This window comes from Micromonospora sp. CNZ322 (assembly GCF_007827755.1).
In genome coordinates, this window is the sequence record NZ_VITD01000005.1 from 364,667 (window position 1) to 382,844 (window position 18,178).

At 68.8% G+C, this 18,178-nt stretch carries 16 protein-coding genes; 7 read left to right on the top strand and 9 right to left on the bottom strand.

Features of this window, described 5'->3' with window-relative positions:
- Positions 1-29 precede the first annotated feature (29 nt).
- Positions 30-374, bottom strand: coding sequence for a hypothetical protein (locus FB453_RS15570; protein WP_145790902.1), 345 nt, complete (start codon positions 372-374; stop codon positions 30-32).
- A gap of 200 nt (positions 375-574) precedes the next feature.
- Here FB453_RS15570 and FB453_RS15575 point away from each other — a divergent pair, with 200 nt between their 5' ends.
- Both FB453_RS15575 and FB453_RS15580 read left to right on the top strand, forming a co-directional pair.
- On the top strand, positions 575-1,255 hold the full coding sequence (locus FB453_RS15575; protein ID WP_145790904.1) for a haloacid dehalogenase-like hydrolase: 681 nt from the start codon (positions 575-577) through the stop codon (positions 1,253-1,255).
- The gene (locus FB453_RS15580; RefSeq protein WP_145790906.1) at positions 1,252-2,112 is read left to right on the top strand and encodes an oxygenase MpaB family protein; all 861 of its coding nucleotides are present in this window, start codon (positions 1,252-1,254) and stop codon (positions 2,110-2,112) included. Before FB453_RS15575 ends, FB453_RS15580 begins: the two co-directional genes overlap by 4 nt.
- A 140-nt stretch (positions 2,113-2,252) precedes the next feature.
- Here FB453_RS15580 and FB453_RS15585 read toward each other — a convergent pair whose 3' ends face one another.
- The 4 genes from FB453_RS15585 to FB453_RS15600 are packed head-to-tail and all read right to left on the bottom strand — an operon-like array spanning position 2,253 to position 7,781.
- Positions 2,253-4,577, bottom strand: a complete 2,325-nt coding sequence (locus FB453_RS15585) for a beta-xylosidase/alpha-l-arabinosidase (protein ID WP_145790908.1) — start codon at positions 4,575-4,577, stop codon at positions 2,253-2,255.
- Positions 4,578-4,615: 38 nt separating this feature from the next.
- Entirely contained in the window at positions 4,616-5,476 is an 861-nt protein-coding gene (locus FB453_RS15590) for a carbohydrate ABC transporter permease (protein WP_181518555.1), read from the bottom strand.
- A 2-nt stretch (positions 5,477-5,478) separates the two neighbouring features.
- Positions 5,479-6,477, bottom strand: coding sequence for a carbohydrate ABC transporter permease (locus FB453_RS15595; protein WP_112584411.1), 999 nt, complete (start codon positions 6,475-6,477; stop codon positions 5,479-5,481).
- A complete protein-coding gene (locus FB453_RS15600) occupies positions 6,474-7,781 on the bottom strand; it encodes an extracellular solute-binding protein (RefSeq protein WP_145790910.1) in 1,308 nt (435 codons plus the stop codon). The genes FB453_RS15595 and FB453_RS15600 overlap by 4 nt, the downstream gene beginning before the upstream one ends.
- 139 nt (positions 7,782-7,920) lie before the next feature.
- On the opposite strand from FB453_RS15600, the gene FB453_RS15605 reads away from it, so the two are divergent.
- Positions 7,921-8,925, top strand: a complete 1,005-nt coding sequence (locus tag FB453_RS15605; RefSeq protein ID WP_145790913.1) for a LacI family DNA-binding transcriptional regulator — start codon at positions 7,921-7,923, stop codon at positions 8,923-8,925.
- 42 nt (positions 8,926-8,967) lie between these two features.
- Here FB453_RS15605 and FB453_RS15610 read toward each other — a convergent pair whose 3' ends face one another.
- The gene (locus tag FB453_RS15610) at positions 8,968-9,741 is read right to left on the bottom strand and encodes a hypothetical protein (RefSeq protein ID WP_145790915.1); all 774 of its coding nucleotides are present in this window, start codon (positions 9,739-9,741) and stop codon (positions 8,968-8,970) included.
- Between the two features lie 272 nt (positions 9,742-10,013).
- Here FB453_RS15610 and FB453_RS15615 point away from each other — a divergent pair, with 272 nt between their 5' ends.
- Positions 10,014-11,861, top strand: a complete 1,848-nt coding sequence (locus tag FB453_RS15615) for a glycoside hydrolase family 15 protein (protein ID WP_145790918.1) — start codon at positions 10,014-10,016, stop codon at positions 11,859-11,861.
- Between the two features lie 128 nt (positions 11,862-11,989).
- Positions 11,990-12,544 carry a DUF4175 domain-containing protein gene (locus FB453_RS15620; RefSeq protein WP_145790920.1) on the top strand — a complete coding sequence of 185 codons (555 nt, stop codon included), beginning with the start codon at positions 11,990-11,992 and terminating at the stop codon, positions 12,542-12,544.
- Between the two features lie 78 nt (positions 12,545-12,622).
- On the opposite strand, the gene FB453_RS15625 is transcribed toward FB453_RS15620, so the two are convergent.
- Positions 12,623-13,432, bottom strand: a complete 810-nt coding sequence (locus FB453_RS15625; protein WP_145790922.1) for a hypothetical protein — start codon at positions 13,430-13,432, stop codon at positions 12,623-12,625.
- A gap of 222 nt (positions 13,433-13,654) precedes the next feature.
- On the opposite strand from FB453_RS15625, the gene FB453_RS15630 reads away from it, so the two are divergent.
- Positions 13,655-15,847, top strand: a complete 2,193-nt coding sequence (locus FB453_RS15630; RefSeq protein ID WP_145790924.1) for a UvrD-helicase domain-containing protein — start codon at positions 13,655-13,657, stop codon at positions 15,845-15,847.
- A 313-nt stretch (positions 15,848-16,160) separates the two neighbouring features.
- Positions 16,161-16,823: a class I SAM-dependent methyltransferase gene (locus FB453_RS15635; RefSeq protein WP_145790926.1), complete on the top strand. Its 663-nt coding sequence runs from the start codon at positions 16,161-16,163 to the stop codon at positions 16,821-16,823.
- 51 nt (positions 16,824-16,874) lie between these two features.
- Here the strand turns inward: FB453_RS15635 and FB453_RS15640 are convergent, their stop codons facing one another.
- Together FB453_RS15640 and FB453_RS15645 are read right to left on the bottom strand one after the other, a co-directional pair.
- Positions 16,875-17,321 carry a hypothetical protein gene (locus FB453_RS15640; protein WP_145790929.1) on the bottom strand — a complete coding sequence of 149 codons (447 nt, stop codon included), beginning with the start codon at positions 17,319-17,321 and terminating at the stop codon, positions 16,875-16,877.
- Positions 17,318-18,091 (bottom strand): alpha/beta hydrolase, encoded by a 774-nt coding sequence (locus FB453_RS15645; RefSeq protein WP_486480281.1) that lies wholly within the window; start codon positions 18,089-18,091, stop codon positions 17,318-17,320. The genes FB453_RS15640 and FB453_RS15645 overlap by 4 nt, the downstream gene beginning before the upstream one ends.
- Positions 18,092-18,178 lie beyond the last annotated feature (87 nt).

The following is an 18,178-nucleotide window of genomic DNA, read 5'->3' on the forward strand; positions in this document are numbered from 1 at the left end:
CTTCCGTCGTAGCCCGACGAGGCGGCGCGCTATCCGGCGGTCGCGGCGATGAACACCACCGCCCCGACCACCACCAGGGCGGCGGCCAGGAGGGTCTGCCGGCGGGCCCGGCGCAACGCCTCCCGGACCTGCCAGGCGTGCGCCGTGGCGAGCAGCCAGCGCAGGTACGGGTCGGTCCGGGCGATGTTGCGGCGCGCGGTGGCGAGCCCTGCCCGGAGGGCGGCCCGCTCCTGCGGCGGGGCCGTCGACAGGCGGCAGGTGATCTCCGCGGCGATCCGGCGATGACGCGGCAGACCGTCGACGTCACCGGCGTACCCGCCGAAGTGGTACCAGGGCTCGGCCTCCAGCCGCTCGCGCAGGCCGCGCAGATCCACCGTGCCGCGGCCCGGCTGTCCGCGACCGAGTCCAACGGGGACGGCAGCGCGTCCAACCCCGCGCCGCTCGTCGGGTCTGCGAGGAGCAGGAGGACCTCGTCGGCGCGGCTACCGAGCACAGCCGAGCCGACCTGACCCACCCGGCCACCCGTACACTCGGCTCATGGCGAACCGCCCGTGGCACCACCGTCGGTAGACCGATGAGGGCGTCGACCGCAGACACCGTGATCGTGGACTTCGACGGTGTACTGCTGCGCGGGGACGCATTCGGGCTGTTCCTGCGACGCACTGCATTCGCGGGTGCTCGGCTCCCGCTCGCCGCCGCCGCGCTCGTCCTCCTCGCGCCCGTCGCCACCGTTCCCGCCTTCCGTCCATGGGCGGCGCGGTCGGTGAGCCGAATCGGCCTGTTGGGCCGGAACGCGGAGGAGTTGCGGACGGAGTTGGCACGCTTCGGCGCCGACCTCGGTGCGGAACCAGGCCGGATCATCGCGCCCGGTCTGCGGATGATCCGTACCCATCTCGCCGCCGGCGACCGGGTCATCGTGGTGACCGCGTGCGAGCACACCCTGGCGCGCGCGGTGCTCGACGCGATCGGCCTCGCCGGGGTCGAGCTCGTGGCCTCGCGCATTCGCGGGCCGAGGCTGATCGTGCACAACCACGGGGCGACCAAGATGGCGCAGCTCGCCGGCCAGGGGGTGACGCCACCGTGGCGGGTGGCCTACAGCGACTCGCTGTCGGATCTGCCCATCCTCGGCGCCGCCGAGCAGCCCGTGCTGGTCAACGCGAACGCGCGTCAGGTCGCCCGGGCACGCCGGTTACTCGGCGCCCGGCTGACCACCGTCACCTGGTTGGGTGGCCAGGGCCCGGAGGTCCGCCGATGAGAGGCCGCTACGACAACCTGACCCGCACCCGTGCTCTCGACCCGGAACGCGACTACCTGGCCATCTACCAGACCATGCTGCGCTACGAGTTTCCGTGGGACATGAAGCTCGGGCTCAACCTCGCCTTCAACCGTTCGTTCTCCATCCCCGCGATCGCCACGGTGCACACCGCCACGGGCGAGCTGACCGAACGCACCCAGAAGCGGATCGACGACACCGGACTGCTGATGTACGAGATGGTGCTCAACGGCTTCGACCAGCCCCGGGGCCGCGAGGCGTTGCGGCGCGTCAACCAGATCCACCGCCCGTACGACATCAGCAACGACGACTTCCGCTACGTCCTCGGCTGCCTGGTCGTGATCCCCACCCGGTGGTTGCAGGAGTACGGCTGGCGTCCACCCTGCTGCCATGAACGTCACGCCACGTACCTGTTCTACCGGGAGCTCGGCCGACGAATGGGCATCACCGACATCCCCGGGTCCTACGACGAGTTCGAGACCTGGTTCGACGCGTACGACGCAGCTCACCTGCAAACCAACGACGACGCGGCGGCCATCGAACGCGCCACCCGCATGCTGATGCTCACCCGGATCCCCCGGATGCTCGCTCCACTGGGAAACGCGCTGGTCAGCGCCCTGTACGACGCGCCGCTGCGGCGCGCAACGCGGGTCGACACGCCGGCCTGGCCGGTCCGGGCGGGGTTGCACCTGGCCCTGCGGCTGCGCTCACGGTTGCAGCGGTGGTTCGGGGCACCACGGACGACCGCATTGTTCGCCGATGGGATCAAGACCAAGAGCTACCCCGACGGGTACGAGATCAGCCAGCTCGGCCCCCACCAGGACGGCGTGCGGGAGTAGCGCGTCGGTAGTGGTGGCGTCGCCGGCTCGGACGCGCGCCGGCCCTACGCCGCTGCCCGTGCGAGATCATCGCGGAGAACCGGCGCGCGAGTGGGGCCGGTCCGTCGACCGTCCGCTGGGGACAGTCGGCGGACCGGCTCTCAGCGCACCTCGGTGGTGGTCCAGCGTGGGGAGGTGGTGGTGACCAGGACGGTGTCACCGACCAGCGTGGTCACCGCCTGGGCGTCCCGCCGCGCGCTGGTGCCGACCCACAGCTCGACGTCGCCGGGCTCCACCACGCGGGTGAACGTGCGGTCGGAGAAGGCCAGACGGGTGGTGGGCACCGTCAGCTCGACCGTGACGGACTGGCCCGGTTCCAGATGGACTCGCCGGTAGCCGAGCAGCTGCGCCACCGGCCGGGTCACCGAGGCGACCACGTCGCGACCGTAGAGCTGAACCACGTCGTCGCCGGCGACCGCGCCGGTGTTCGTCACCCGCACGGTCACCCCTACCGCCCCGCTGGTGGGCGCCGTGCCGGGCACGGTGAGTTCGCTGTACGCGAATGTCGTGTAGGACAGGCCGTGGCCGAACGGCGCCACGGGCGTCGCCGGCAGGTTGGTCACCTCGTTGCCCGCACCGAGGGTGGGGTGCAGGTAGGAGTACGGCTGCGCGCCGGCCGACCGGGGCAGGCTGACCGGCAGCCGGCCCGACGGGTTGACCCGCCCGGAGAGCACCCCCGCGATCGCCCCGGCGCCCTCCTCGCCGGGGAAGAACGCCTGCACCACCGCCGCGCAGCGCGAGAGCGCCCAGTCGACCGCGTACGGCCGGCCGGTGACCAGCACGAGGACGACCGGTGTGCCGGTTTCCAACACCGCCTCGACCAGTTCGCGCTGGACGCCGGGCAGTTCCAGGTCGTCCCGGTCGCAGCCTTCGCCGACCGTGCCACGTCCGAAGAGGCCGGCGTGGTCGCCGACGACCAGGACGGCCACGTCCGCGCCGGAGGCCGTGGCGACGGCCTCGTCGAAGCCGGATCGGTCGTCGTTGTCCACGTCGCAGCCGCGTGCCCAGGTGACGAGATCGCGGCCGAGCTCGGCCCGCACGGCGTCGAGCACTGTCGGCACCTCGATGCCGGTCTCCACCCCGGGGTGCTGGACGAGCACGTGGTTGAGGAACGAGTAGCACCCGAAGAGCGCGCTCTGCCGGTCGGCGTTCGGGCCGATGAGGGCCACCCGTCGCCCGGCGGGCAGCGGCAGCGCGTCCCGGTTGGCGACCAGCACGATCGATTCCTCGGCGAGCCGGCGGGCGATCGACCGGTGTTCGGGCGAGTCGAGGTCGATCGCCTGGGGCGGCTCGTCGGTGAATGTCGCGTCGAGTAGCCCCAGGTCCTGCTTCTGGCGCAGCACCCGCAGCACCGCGCGGTCGATCAGCGCCTCGTCGAGCTTGCCCGCCCGCACCGATTCCCCCAGGGTCAGATAGGCGTCGCCGGTCGGCAGTTCGACGTCGAGACCGGCGGTCAACGCCTGCCCGGCCGCGTCCGCGTGATCGCTCGCCACGTGGTGCAGCAGGTTCAGGAACGCGACCCCGTAGTAGTCGGCCACCACAGTGCCGTCGAAGCCCCACTGGTCCCGCAGGATGCCGGTCAGCATCGTCGGGTCGGCGGCGACCGGCACCCCGTCGATCTCGGTGTACGAGTGCATGACGCTGCGGGCGTCCCCGTCGATGATTGCCATCTCGAACGGGAGGAGCAGCACGTCGGCCAGTTCCCGGCGGCCGACGTGCACCGGGGCGAAGTTGCGCCCGGCGCGCGAGGCGGAGTAGCCGGCGAAGTGCTTGAGGGTGGCGTGCACCCCCTGCGACTGCAGACCGCGCACGTACGAGGTGCCGATGGTGCCGACCAGGTACGGATCTTCGGCGATGCACTCGTCGACCCGACCCCAGCGGGGGTCACGGATCACGTCGAGCACCGGAGAGAGCCCCTGGTGCACGCCCAGGGCCCGCATCGAGGCGCCGATCGCCGCGGCCATCTCGGTGACCAGTTCGGGGTCGAACGCGGCACCCCAGGCCAGCGGGGTGGGGAACGTGGCCGCCTTCCACGCGGACAGCCCGGTGAGGCACTCCTCGTGGACGATCGCCGGGATGCCGAGCCGGGTGCCGGTGACCAGGTCCCGCTGGAACTTCCACAACCAGGACGCGCGTTGCGCCGCGTCCAACGGGCGGGTGCCGTAGGCGCGGGTGAGGTGACCGAGCCCGTGCCGGGAGAAGTCTTCGAGCTTGAAGGCGTCGCCGAACTCCCCCTGCAACGGTGCGACCGCCTCGCCGTCGGACTTCTCCCAGAAGCCGACGAGCTGGGCGATCTTCTCCTCGATCGTCATCCGGCCGAGGAGATCGCGTACGCGGGCCTCGCCGTCATGCCCGTCCGGTCGTCCGTGCACCGGACCGGCCTGAGCCGGCACCGGCCCGCCCACCACCGCGTGGACCTCAGTCATGCTGTGCCTTCCTGTGGTTGTGCTCGTACCGCTGCCGCTCAGCCCTTGACCGCGCCCTGCAGGCCACCGACGATCTGCTTCTCCGCGAGCGTGAAGAAGAGCAGTGCCGGCAGCATCGCCAGCGAGGTGAAGGCGAGTACGCCTGCCGTGTCGGTGGTGTACTGGCTGGAGAAGTTCTGCACACCCAGCGGCAGGGTGTGCAGGTTGACGTCACTGAGGACGAGCAGCGGCAGCAGGAACGAGTTCCAGCTCGCCACGAACGCCAGGACGCCAACGGTGACGAGCGCGGGCCGCGACAGCGGCATCGCGACGCGCCAGAGGAAGCCGAGCCGACTCGCACCATCGATGGCGGCGGCGTCCTCCAACTCTCTCGGGATGGCCGAGAGGAAGGGACGCAGGATCACGATCGTCAGTGGCAGTGAGAAGGCGACCTGCGGCAGGATCACCGCGTAGTAGGAGTTGATCAGGTTCAGGTCACGCAGCATGAGGTAGAGCGGCAGGATCGCCGCCCCGGCCGGAAACAGCAGACCGAGGGTGAAGAAGGTGTAGAGCCCTTCCCGCCCGCGGAAGCGGTAGCGGGCGAGCACGAACGCGGCGGCCAGTCCGAGCACGACCACGGCCAGCGTGGTTCCCAGGGCGATGACCGCACTGTTGAACGCCTGTTGCCAGAAGTTGCTCTGGGTCAGCACCCTGGCGTAGTTGTCCCAGACGAACGGGTCGGGCAGGCCGGCCGGGTCCGCGACGATCTGCGGGGTGGTGCGGAAACCGCCGATGACCACGTAGATGACCGGGGCGATCGACACCGCGGCGATCGCGAGGGCGAGCGCGTAGGTGAGAGGTGTGCCCCAGGAAACCTGACGGCGTCCGGTGGACGGGGGGAGAACCGAGTTCACGGCCATCGTCACTTCGCCCTTCCGGTGATGGCGCCCTCGATGTCGCGGCGAAGCAGGAACCGCTGGAACAGCAGCGCCGCCACGAAGGAGATGACGAACAGGATGACCGCCACAGCGTTGCCGTAGCCCCACAGCCGGGCGAAGAACCCGTTGTCCACCATGTATGTGGCCATGGTGGCCGATGCGCCAAGGGACCGCACCGCGGGCACCGAGGTCACCCAGATCATGTCGAAGATCTGCAGCGAGCCGATCATGGACAGGAACATCCAGATCCGGATCGTCGGGCCGAGCAGCGGGATCGTGACGTGCCGTTGGATCTGCCACCAGCTCGCGCCGTCGATGGCCGCCGCCTCGGTCAGCTCATCGGGCACATTGGACAGCCCGGCGAGGAGCAGGATGATGGCGAAGCCGACGTATTTCCAGGTGAGGATGGCCAGCAGGGTCCAGATGACCACGTCCAGGTCCGCCAGCCAGGCCTGCACCAGGCCGCCCATGCCCAGCGACCGCATCAGCGCGTCGACAGTGCCGTCGCCGGTCAGCAGCAGCTTCCACATGATGCCGACGGTGACCTCGGCCAGCACGTACGGCACGAACACCAGCAGGCGGAACACCGCCCGCCCACGGAAGCGACGGTTGAGCAGCAGGGCGACGCCCAGGGCGATCGGGCCCTGGATCAGCAGCGACCCGAACACGATGATCGCGTTGTTGCGCAACGCGTCGAGGAAGATCGGATCCTGGAAGGCGAGGGTGTAGTTCCGCAGACCGACGAACTCGGTGGGAGGGCCGACCCCGCGCCACCGGAACAGGCTGTAGTAGACCGCGAAGCCCATCGGCACCAGCACGAACATCACGTAGATCAGAACGGCCGGCGTGGTGAGCCCGATGATCTCGTACCACTTGCGGCGGTTGTCGGCTCGGCGGGCGGAGTCGCGCCCGGCCCTGTGGGGGCCCGCCGGCGACGCGGAAGCGCCGCCGGCGGGCATACGGATCTGGTTGGCGGAGGTCACTTGCTTGCGGCCGCCTTCATTGCCGAGACGACCTTCTCAGGCGTCCCGTTGCCGGCGAAGATGGCGACGATCGCGTCGTTCATCGCGTTGCCGACGGTGCTGCCGTAAGCCGTGTCCAGCCAGAGCTGGACGTAGCTCGCCCCGGAGGTGGCCTCCAGGATGGACTTCAACGCGGGGTCCTTCACGGCATCCGCCGCGCCCTTGGCGACAGGCAGGCCGGTGCCGGTCTCGGCGTAGCCCTTCTGCACCTCGGGGCTCACGATGTACTTGAGGAACTCGACGCACTCCGCCGGGGCGTTCTTGGCGCAGGAGAACCCGTCGCCACCGCCGAGAGCCGCCTTCGGGTCACCCGGGGAACCGGAGATCGCCGGCACCGGGAACCAGCCGAGGAACGACGCGAGCTTCGCCTTGTCCGTGGTGACGGTGTCCAGCGTGCCGCGGTTCCAGTCACCCATGAGCTCCATCGCGGCCTTGCCGTTGGCGAGCATGCCATTGGCGCTGGTCGGGTCGTTCTGGCCCGGCGTGGCGATGAAGTTGGGCTGGAACGGCTTGGTGTCGATGAACGCCTTCAGGTCCTGGCCGGCCTTCACGAAGCACGGATCGTCGAAGTTCTTCTCCGCGGAGGCCTTCTTGAGGGCGTCGACCGAGCAGGCGCGCAGCGCCATGTTGTACCACCAGTGCGCGGCCGGCCACTTGTCACCGGCACCCACGGCGATCGGAATGACGTTGATCGCCTTGAGCTTGGTGACCGCGGTGTTGAGCTCCTCGAAGGTGGCCGGCGGAGCCGCGATGCCCGCCTTGGCGAACATCTCCTTGTTGTACCAGACGCCCTCGATGCCCATCCGGAACGGCAGGCCGTACTGCTTGCCCTTGACCTGCCAGATCTCCGCGGCGCTGCCGATGTCGCCGACCTCGGTCTTGGTCTGGTCGGTGATCTCCTTGAGGTAGTCGGCCTCCACCTGCTCGGTCATCTCGCCGCCGCCCCAGGCCTGGAAGATGTCCGGCGGGTCGCTGCTCAGCAGCGCGGCAGGGAGCCGGGTGCGCTGGAGCTGGTTCGTCTCGATCGCCTCGATCTCGATCTTGACGGTGGGGTGGAGTGCGGAGAAGTCCTTGGCGACCTTCTCCCAGTAGGTCTTGCCGGGCCCGTCCTGTGAGGCGTTGTGCCACCAGCTCAGGGTTACCGGGTCTTTGTACAGCTCGCTCTGAGGGGCTGCCTCTTCGCCGCCGCCGGAACACCCGGCGAGGACGACAACACTTGTCATTAACAGTGCCAGAACGGCACTCGCACGCCGCTTCGTTGCCATCGATGTCTCCTCGACTAGTCAGTCGCGGTACTCGGCCTGCGGCGAAGTTTTACAGTCATGTAACTTGATGTCAATCGGTATCGATAACGTTTTCGAGTCGCTGACGACGCGCCCCCGGCGGGGCCCTATCATCATCGACGTGGTGTTTCAGCAGCGCGTCAAGATGTCGGATGTGGCACGTACTGCCGGCGTCTCGGTCGCGACCGTGTCGAAGGTCGTCAACGGCCGCTACGGCGTGGCCCAGGCGACCGTGGAGCGCGTCCAGCAGGTCATCCACGAGCTCGGCTACGAGGCGAGCCTGGGGGCGCAGAGCCTGCGCAGCCACCGCACCAACGTGCTCGGCATCCTGGTCGCCGAGTTCGAGCCGTTCTCGACCGAGCTGCTCAAAGGGGCGTCGCAGGAGGTCGCCGGGAGCGGATACCAGCTGCTGGCCTACTCCAGCGGGGACGGCGAGGGCGCCGCCGTGGGGTGGGAGCGGCGCTCGCTGGCCCGACTCTCCGGCACTCTCATCGACGGCGCCGTGATCGTCACGCCGACCGTGGTCGAGACCGAGCACAGCTTCCACGTCGTGGCCGTCGACCCACACACCGGGCCGTCCGACCTGCCCACCGTCGATTCGGACAACTTCGCCGGCGCCGTGCTGGCGACCAACTACCTGCTGTCCCTCGGCCACACGCGGATCGGGCACATCAGTGGACGCACCGACCTGAAGTCGGCGCAGCTGCGCGAGGCCGGCTTCCGCAGTGCCATGGCCGAGGCTGGCGTGCCGGTGGACGAACGCCTCGTCCGCGTCGGCGGGTTCCGGATCGAGAGCGCCGCCGGCACGGCCGCGGAGCTGCTCGCCCTCACCGACCGGCCGAGCGCGATCTTCGCGGGTAACGACCTCTCCGCGATCTCCACGATGACCGTGGCCCGCGACATGGGCCTGTCGGTGCCCGACGACCTGTCGGTGATCGGGTTCGACAACGTACCGGAGTCGGCGCTTGTCAGCCCGCCGTTGACGACCATCATGCAGCCGCTGCAACGGATGGGCGCCGAGGCGTTGCGCCTGCTGGTCGACCTGATCGCCGGCGTCGAACGCGACACCCACATCCGGCTCCCCACCGAGCTGGTCATCCGTTCCTCCTGCCGCCCGCTGCACTGACGCCCGGGCCCGGCGGGGGGCCCGCGCGGCGAGCGTTCCCGTCTAGTCCGGGTAGGAGTCGTCGATCACCATCTCTCGGATCTCGATGATGCCGGGCCAGTGCCGGGAGACCGGGTCGGTACCGCGGCGCAGCCAGAGGGTCGTGCCGTCGCCGGCCGTCGCGGTCTCGATGACGTGGTCGGCATCCGCCTCGATGCGGCCGGTCTCGACCGGGCCCAGGCCGAGCCTCTCCGCCTCGGTCCCAAGGTCGGCGCGGGCGAGGAACAACAGGGCCGCGCGGCCCGGGTCGACGCCCACCGCGGCGGGCTCGACGCGGGCCAGCCACGGCTCCAGCGCCTCCACCGTCCCGGCGATCGTGGTCGCCGCGACAGTGACGAAGAGCCGGGCGACGAACTCGGCCTCGGGCGGCCCGATCTCCATGGTCCGGTCGGGGGTTCGGCCGGTGCCGTGGGTCGCACCCTCCCAGCCCAGCTCCTGATTGGCCCGGTTGATCACCAGACGGGTGGCCGGCGGACCGGACGGGGGTTCCAGGGTTTCGGCGTAGCGGACGTTCGACGAGTAGACGAAGTCCCGCTCGCGCCACCCGAAGCGGTGCAGCAGCGGGCGCGCCATGGCGTGCATGGCGCGTTCCTCGCTGACGGCGACGAGGCGGCCCGACAGCAGCACGTCCGCGCGTTCGACGTCGACGTCCATCCCGTCGGCGCCGAGCTCGTCGGCGAGCGGAGCGTATCGGCGCAGAGTGGCGGCGGCATTGGCGGTGCCACGTTCCAGCCTGAGCATCGCCCTCATCGCAAACGGCGGCTTGTTCCTGGCCACAACTGCCCCCTCTTCCGGTGCGAGTGGTACGCGACAAGCAGGAACACCCTGAGGCGAGGTTGCCCGCACCGATGATCTTCGCAGAGCCCGGAGACGGTTTACCGTCAGCCGTGCTCCTCGTGCCCGGTCAGATCGGGTAGACGAGACGGGGCCTGCCGGATGGTCGGTGCAGGTTGTGCCACGCGACAGGGTGGCGGAACGTGAATCTCACCTAAGACGACAATTCCTCCCCTAGGTTCGGTGCGCAGGACGCAGCCGAACCGGGGAGAGACGTGGACAGCTATCCGGCGATCGAGGATCACGGGCTCATCGGCGACCTGCAGACCGCCGCGCTGGTGACGTGCGACGGGACGGTCGACTGGTTCTGCGCGCCGCGGTTCGACTCGCCGAGCATCTTCGCCGCGCTGCTCGACAAGGAGAAGGGCGGCTACTTCCAGATCGCGCCGCACGACGTGCGGTACGTGACCAAGCAGCTCTACCTGCCCGGCACACCCATCCTGATCACCCGGTTCATCAGCGCCGACGGGGTGGCCGAGGTGACGGACTTCATGCCGGTCACCGGCGAGCGGGCCACCGACGCGCATCGGCTGGTCCGCACCGTCACCATGGTCCGCGGCAGCATGCGCTTCCGGGTGGAGTGCCGGCCGCGGTTCGACTACGCCCGCGAAGAGCATCAGCTTGAGCGCCACCACAACGGTTACGTCTTCCGCAGCCGGTCGGCGACGCTGACGTTCAACCCGGTCGACCCCGTGCGGCGGTTGATCTCCGAACAGGGTGACGTCCACCTTGAGGGCGGCGACCTGGTCGCGTACGGCACGCTGAACGAGGGCGACACCGGCGGGGTGGTCCTGGAGACGGGCGGCGCCGAACCGCGCATCTTCTCGCCGGAAGAGATCCAGGGCATGTTCGAGTGGACCCGGGACTACTGGCGGCGCTGGCTCGAACGTTCCCGCTACACCGGCCGCTGGCGGGAGATGGTCGAGCGCTCGGCCATCACGCTCAAACTCATGACGTACGCGCCGACCGGCGCGATGATCGCCGCACCCACCACCGCGCTGCCCGAGCTGGTCGGCGGAACCCGCAACTGGGACTACCGCTACACCTGGGTACGCGACACGTCGTTCTCGGTGCACGCGCTGCTCGGCCTCGGCTTCACCGAGGAGGTCAGCCAGTACATGAACTGGCTGGACGAGCGAATCCGCGAGGCCGGCGACCACCAGGACCCGCTGAAGATCATGTACCGGGTGGACGGCTCCTCCGACCTGCACGAGGAGGTGCTGGACCATCTGGAGGGCTACCGAGGCTCCCGGCCGGTGCGGATCGGCAACGGCGCCGCCGACCAGCTCCAGCTCGACATCCACGGCGAGGCCCTCTACGCCATGCACCTCGCCGACGAGCAGGGCATCCGCGTCTCGCACCAGGTGTGGAAGAGCACCGTCCGGCTGGTCGACTGGCTCTGCCACAACTGGGACCAACCCGATGCCGGCATCTGGGAAAGTCGCCACCACCCCCGCAACTACACCTTCGGTCGGGTGATGTCCTGGGTCGCGCTGGACCGGGCCATCCGGCTGGCCACCCGCACCGGCCGCCCAGGGGACATGACCTGCTGGACCGAACAGCGCAATCGCATCTACAACCAGGTCATGGAGCGCGGATACGACCGGGCCCGCGGCACCTTCGTGCAGGCGTACGACGAGAAAGTGCTGGACGCGGCGCTGCTCGCCATGCCGTCGGTCGGTTTCGTCACGCCGAGCGACCCACTGTGGCAGTCCACCTTGCAGGCGATCGAGCGTGAGCTGGTCTCCGACAGCCTGGTCCACCGGTACGATCCGGTCCACTCCCCCGACGGCCTCCCGGGCCATGAGGGCACCTTCAACATGTGCACCTTCTGGTACGTCGAGGCGCTGGCCCGTTCGGGCCGCCTCGACGACGCCCGACTCACGTTCGAGAAGATGTTCACCTTCAGCAACCACCTCGGCCTCTACGCCGAGGAGATCGCCTCGACCGGGGAGCAGATCGGCAACTATCCCCAGGCGTTCAGCCACCTCTCATTGATCAACTCAGCGCTGACGCTCAACGACCTGCTCGACACCGAGGCCGACGCCCGCCGCAGGCGGTAGCGCCAGCATGTTGCGGCCAGCCGCCGCCCACGCGGAGCCGACGGCGGGAAGGGCTTGACTCGCCCACGTCCATCGCGCATGGTCGATACACATCGACCATCTCGAATGTATTGACGCGGGGAGAACCGATGAAGGCGTTCGTCACCACCGTCTCGGTCGCGGCCCTGCTGCTCCTGGCCACGGGCGGCGCATCCCACGGCCAGCCAGCGGTGGACCCGCCCTGCACCGGGCAGATCCACCCGAACCCGGGGTTCGAGCGCGGCACCACCGGCTGGACGGCCGGCCCCCGCATCGTCGTGCTCGGCGACGCGACCCGGCCCGCACACACCGGCCGCGCGTACGCCACCTTCGCCGGGCTGGACGTGACACGTGCCGACCTGCTGCGCACCACCGTCACCGTTCCGGCCAACTGCGACCTGACGGTCCGTTTCTGGGTGCGGACCACCACCACGGAGACCAGCCGCGGCGACTACCTGAACGTCGGGCTGGCGGTCACCGGGATTCCCCCGAAGACGAGGTTCTCCCTGGCCTTCGACGGCGGGGCGGAGTGGCGGCAGTACGTCATGTCGAGCGGAACCGCCACTACCGAACGCACCGCGACGGTCAGCTTCCTCGCCAGCGAGACGGCCGGCAACGGCGCCACCGCCTTCGACGTCGACGACGCGTCCTTCACGTTGAGCTGACCAGGCGGGGCAGCCCTCGCCGACGCGGTGATCGTCCTCGCGCCGCGCGACCTCGACCAACGTCTGCCGTAGGTCGCCTCAGCGCGGTTGAGCGGGCCACTCCACCGTCTCGAGAGCGGGGTGGCTCTTGATCGCCTCGACCAGTTGCTCGGACCCGCTGACCTTGGTGCCGAGTAGGTCGAAGTCCGTCCAGATGAACCAGGACCGGTCCGTGGGCCACAGATTCGTCGGCGAGAACGGGTAGGGGCCCCCACGTTCTTCGAGCAGTTCGGGGACTGCGGACAACGGTCCCCGCCAGACGTGAGGATTGTCGAAGTTGCCGGCCGGCAAGGACGCGTAGAAGGCGACGCAGTTGGTCCCGGGGCCATCGACCGACCAACGGCTCAGGGTGTCCAGTAGGGCATCCAGGCTCTCCTCGTCGAGGGACCCTTCAGGCGGTGGCTGGACGGCGACGGGCCAACTGCGGTGTGGGAACCAGCGGTGGCATGGCGGGTAACTCCCATCCGATGCCTGCCCCTCGGTCAGATGTTGCGACCAGAGCGCCCGTCGCCAAGGACTACCCGGTCGGACAACGAAGCCCAAGGGAATACCGCTGTCGGCGGTGCCCTCGTCGAGGTTTATGCCTCCGATGATCTCCGGCGCGAGGTCGCCAGATTCGAGCCGGTGGCGACGCAGCTCGTCGTGAGTGCCCAGACCCGCAAGGCTGGGGTTCTCGTACATCGAATGAAGAACCCAGGTCGACGATTGCCAACCAGCGGCGTCGTAGCCGGTGGTCGCCTCCCGAACAGGACGGTCTGCGAGCCAGGTCAACAGCCTGGCCGGAGCTTCAACGCGTTCCATCGACACGCCGCCATCTTGCCGCACCCAGGCCCGCAGGCCGAAGAGCACCCGTACTGCTCGGAACGCCTCCCGCAGAACAGATGAAGACTGGACTGTCAATAAGAAAATGGGATTGATGAGGCCACAAGCAACCCCGGAACCGCAAGGCATTGAGATGCCGATCTCTGCCGGCTGATTTCCTGGCCGGTGAGGGAAACCAACTCTATGCTTGCCGCCGAATGCGCTGCGGCTCATCCGGGCCGAGGGTTACCCCGATACAAGGATTTGCGAATGCACCGGAAGTCTGCCCTAAGCAACGGCACCGCTGGCGTCGACGAAGTAGCACCTGACGGCCAACTGCCGACCTCTATCGCAGAGGATGCCGCTCGTCGATCCGCGGTCGCCGAGGAACAGGCGTTTCTGGACTTGGCCACGGCCCGGCGCGACAGGCTGGCCGATCACCTGCAGGTCGAGCTTTCGTCAGAGCCCCTGGACGCGTTGGAGCGGGCCCGGCAGCGCATGCTCCGCCAGCAGTACGACGAGCTACGGCGAGCAGAGGACGGTCTCGTCTTCGGCCGCCTCGACGGCCTTGATGGCACCGTGCGCCACGTGGGCCGTGTCGGTCTCCGTAACGACGGCGAGGGCGCTGAGCCACTGCTGGTGGACTGGCGCGCTCCCGCAGCTCGGCCCTTCTACACCGCGACGGCTGTCGACCCACAGGGTCAGGCGCGGCGCCGGCACATCCGCACGACGGGATCGGCCGTCGTCGGCGTGGACGACGAGCCCCTGGACGGGAGCACAACGGCGGACCTCGTTGGCGAAGGCGCTCTACTGGCCGCCCTCGACCAGCGGCGCACCGGTCACATGTCGACGGCGATCTCCACCCTGCAACGCGAACAGGACGACATCATCCGGGCTGAGGCGACCGGCCCGCTGATCGTCCAGGGCGGTCCGGGCACGGGCAAGACAGTGGTTGCCCTGCACCGCGTCGCGTACCTGCTGTTCACCCACCGAAAGATGGCCGACCAGGCGGTCCTGGTCCTCGGCCCCTCGCCGCGGTTCCTCCAGTACATCGCCCAGGTGCTCCCGGCGCTCGGTGAGACAGCCGTCGTCTCGGCGACCTGCGACACCCTGCTGGCCGACGTTGCGGTGGGCCGCGACGAGAGCCGGCTTCTGGCCGAAATCAAGGGCCGTGCCCTCTGGCAGCCCACGCTCGAAAGCTACGTCGCGTCACTGCTCCCCCGACCGCGCGAGCTGAAGCTGCGTTGGGAGGGCGAGTTCTACGTCATTCCAGCCGCAACTGTGGCGCAGGCGCTCGCCTCGGCGGTGCAGGGGCGCCCGTACCACCGGGCCCGCGCGGCGTTCGCCGAGCAGTTGCACCACCTCCTGGCCGATGTCGTCGCCGAGCAGCGCGAGGCGCTGATGGAGGAGATGGAGGAAGGCTTCGAGGACATCCTCGCCCGCGTCGACAAGGGCATGGAGCATGACCACTCCGCCACCCGGACGTCCACCGGCAGCGACATCGACGGCTTGCTCTCCGAGGAGGAAGTCGAGCAGCTTCGTTGTCGTATCGCCGAGAACGCCACCATCGCCCGGTTCATCGAGGCATGGTGGCCCACCCTCGACCCCGAAACCCTGCTGGGTGATTTCCTGACCGACCGCACCCTGCTGGCCCGGTTCGCGCCGCAGCTGTCCTCCGAGGAGATCACGGCCGTCGCGGCCGAGCCCGCTCCATGGGCATCAAGCGACATCCCTCTGCTCGACGCCCTCGCCGACCTGCTCGGCGAGGTCCACACCCCGCAGCCACAGGGCGAGTTCCTCGCCGACCGCGCTCGCCGCCAGCGCGGTTGGGTGTACGGCCACGTCGTGATCGACGAGGCGCAGGAGCTGTCCGAAATGCAGTGGCAGATGGTTCTCCGGCGCTGTCCCAGTCGGTCCATCACCGCCGTCGGCGACATCGACCAGGCCGAGGCAGCGCACCGGCACACCACCTGGGCACAAGCGGTGCGGGCTGCCTTCGGAGACCGCTGGACCGGCGCCGAACTCACCATTTGCTACCAGACCCCACGCGAGGTCATGGACCTCACCGAACCGGTCTTGAAGAAGGCTGGCAGCCACAACACTCCGCCACGAGCGGTACGTTCCTCCGGCATCGCCCCCTGGGAGCTCACCATCACACCGGCTGGGCTTGCCAGCGCCGCCGCCGAAGCAGTGCGGCAGTTGCAGCAACGGTGGCACGGCGGCACGGTCGGCGTCATCGCCCCCGCGGAGCGCATCGTCACACTCCAAGCCGTACTGAGTGATGTGCCAGTGCTCACCGCAACCCAGTCCAAGGGACTTGAATGGGACGCGACGCTCCTCATCGACCCTCAGGGCATTGCCGCCGAACCGCGCGGTTGGAACGGCCTCTACGTCGCGCTCACCCGATGCACCCAGGAACTCGGACAGCTGACACTCACGCAGCAATCAGGTTGTGCGGCTTAGCCGCGTAGGCAGAAGGGATGGCCGGCACTTTCCCGACGGCATCACGCCGATCGAGGGAGAACCCAACCCGGTTCGACGGCACGATCCTGCACAGTGCCCTGTCCAACCTCCCCGCCTGGCGGGTCGCCGCCGTCCGCGGCCCGATGCCTCTACCTCGACCGCGTCGAGAACACCATCGGCAGACGACAGGTCATCACACGCATCCAAGCGTTCCGCGACGAGCTTCTCGACGCGCGCATCCCCCGCGCTTTCCCGCACTGATCGCCCGGACGGCGGCAGGTGCGGGTGGGCATGGGCTCCTACAGTCCTCCCCGTGGATGCCAAGACCGAAGAGTTACGAGCCGCGCACGACGTCCTCGCCGAGCTCTATGCGGAACGCCTTTCTGACGCTCTGGATCGCATGCCCGCGGAGAGGGCCGTCCTCGACCTGTTCTGCGTACTGGCGCTTGCCGCGGGGCTGGGCACCAACGTCGGCGACGTCGGCTGCGGAACAGGGCGCCTCGCGCCCTACCTGTCGGCCAAGGGCCTGGCGCCCTGGGGAGTCGACCTCTCACCCGAGATGATCCGCGTGGCCCGCCGTGACCATGCGGCTCACCGATTCGACGTTGCCGACCTGCGTGAGCTGCCCTTCGAGGACGCGTCGCTGGTAGGCGTGGTCTGCTGGTACTCCCTCATCTTCCTGGCACCGGCCGATCGACAAGCCGCCTTCGGCGAGCTGTATCGCGTCGTCAGGCCGGGCGGCTATCTGGTGACCGCCTTCAAGGCCGGGACCAGTCAGGTCCGACGCGCGGGACGCAGCAGCAATCTTGGCGTCGAGTTCGACCTCTACTGGCAGACACCGCAGGAGATGGAGCAAGGTGTCACCGACGCTGGCTTCACCACCGTGTTCTGGGGTGGCGTCCCTGCCGATGGGCCGGACAGCCCCGCCCAGGGGTATCTCCTCACCCAGAAAGCTGTGGCCCAGGCACCGCGTTGACGACGGCAAGTCGAAGTAGACCGGCGGGGTGTCACCCGGTTGGTCACAGCACTAGATCGCGCTGTCCTCCAGCTTGCTGAGCATCACGTCGACGTCGCCGGATCGGATCATCTCTCCCAGTGCCGCCACCATCGCCTCGACTCCGGGCCTCGGAATGATGACCAGGTCGGAGCACGAGAAGTATCGGCCGCCTCCAACCTCCCCGGTCACAGCCCAACGTTGCAGGATGCGACCGATCTCATCCGTCGTCATGAACGTGGCGTACCGACGGGTGCCATCAGCAAGGTACAGGTGCGCATCGATGTTGTCGGCAGTCTCCGGCTCGTCGTCCTGGCCGGCCATGAAATGAACACGGGCGCCCTCGACCACGCGGTCCCATTCCGCTGTCTGACTCACCGAAGCATCATCGCAGCTTCGGACGCTCGGCTTGGGCACGGTTCTGCTCGGCACCGACAGCGGTGGAATGAACCGGACCGTCGCTTCGGCAAGCCTGGTCAACCCCGACGACTCTTGGACATCTGCATAGAGCGTGCCGTGGCGCGGGCGGCGGTGTCGATGAGGTCTGCGACCGGGCCGGGTTGCGAGACGGCCACCGCGTGGGAAGCGGCGATCTCAACTGCCGTGGAGCCCGCCCTGTCGGCCAGGAAGCGCTGCAGGTCTGGCGGAATGCCCTGGTCCTGGGTGGTGATCAGGGTCCAGGAGGGGATCGTCTTCCAGGCGGCCTTGGTCACGCTCTCCTCCTGGGCGCTCGCCGAGGCCGGCCGCTGCGTTGCCGCCATGATTTCGGCGGTGCCGGGGTCGACGTCGGCGGCGAACACCTCGGGGTACTTGTCCTGCAGGATGTACTGATCCATGGTCGTGCCGCCGTCGTCGGAGGGGATCGGCACCATATTGATGCTGGTGGCGAGCTGACTTCCGGGGTACTTGCCGAGCAACCCGATCACACTTTCGCCTACGTCCGGGCTCACGCTGGCGACGTACACCAGGGCCTTGACGTTGGAGGCACCAGCCGCGGCCTCGGTCATGACCAGCCCGCCGTAGGAATGGGCGGCCATCACAACCGGTCCGGGCAAGCTGTCCAGGAGAGCCCGCACGTAAGCGGCGTCCTTCTGCACACCGCGCAGCGGGTTGGCGACGGCAATGACCGGGTAACCCCGACGTTTGAGGTTGGCAATCACCCCATTCCAACTCGACGAGCCGGCGAATGCCCCGTGGATCAGCACAACTGTCGGCATCTCCTGGGCAGACATGTCAGGAGCAGCGCTCATCTGGAGTTCCTTTCGAGGGGCTCGCCACCCGCTGCCTGCGGTATGCAGGCCGGACCGACGAGGACGGTCGACGGAGCATTTCCTCGG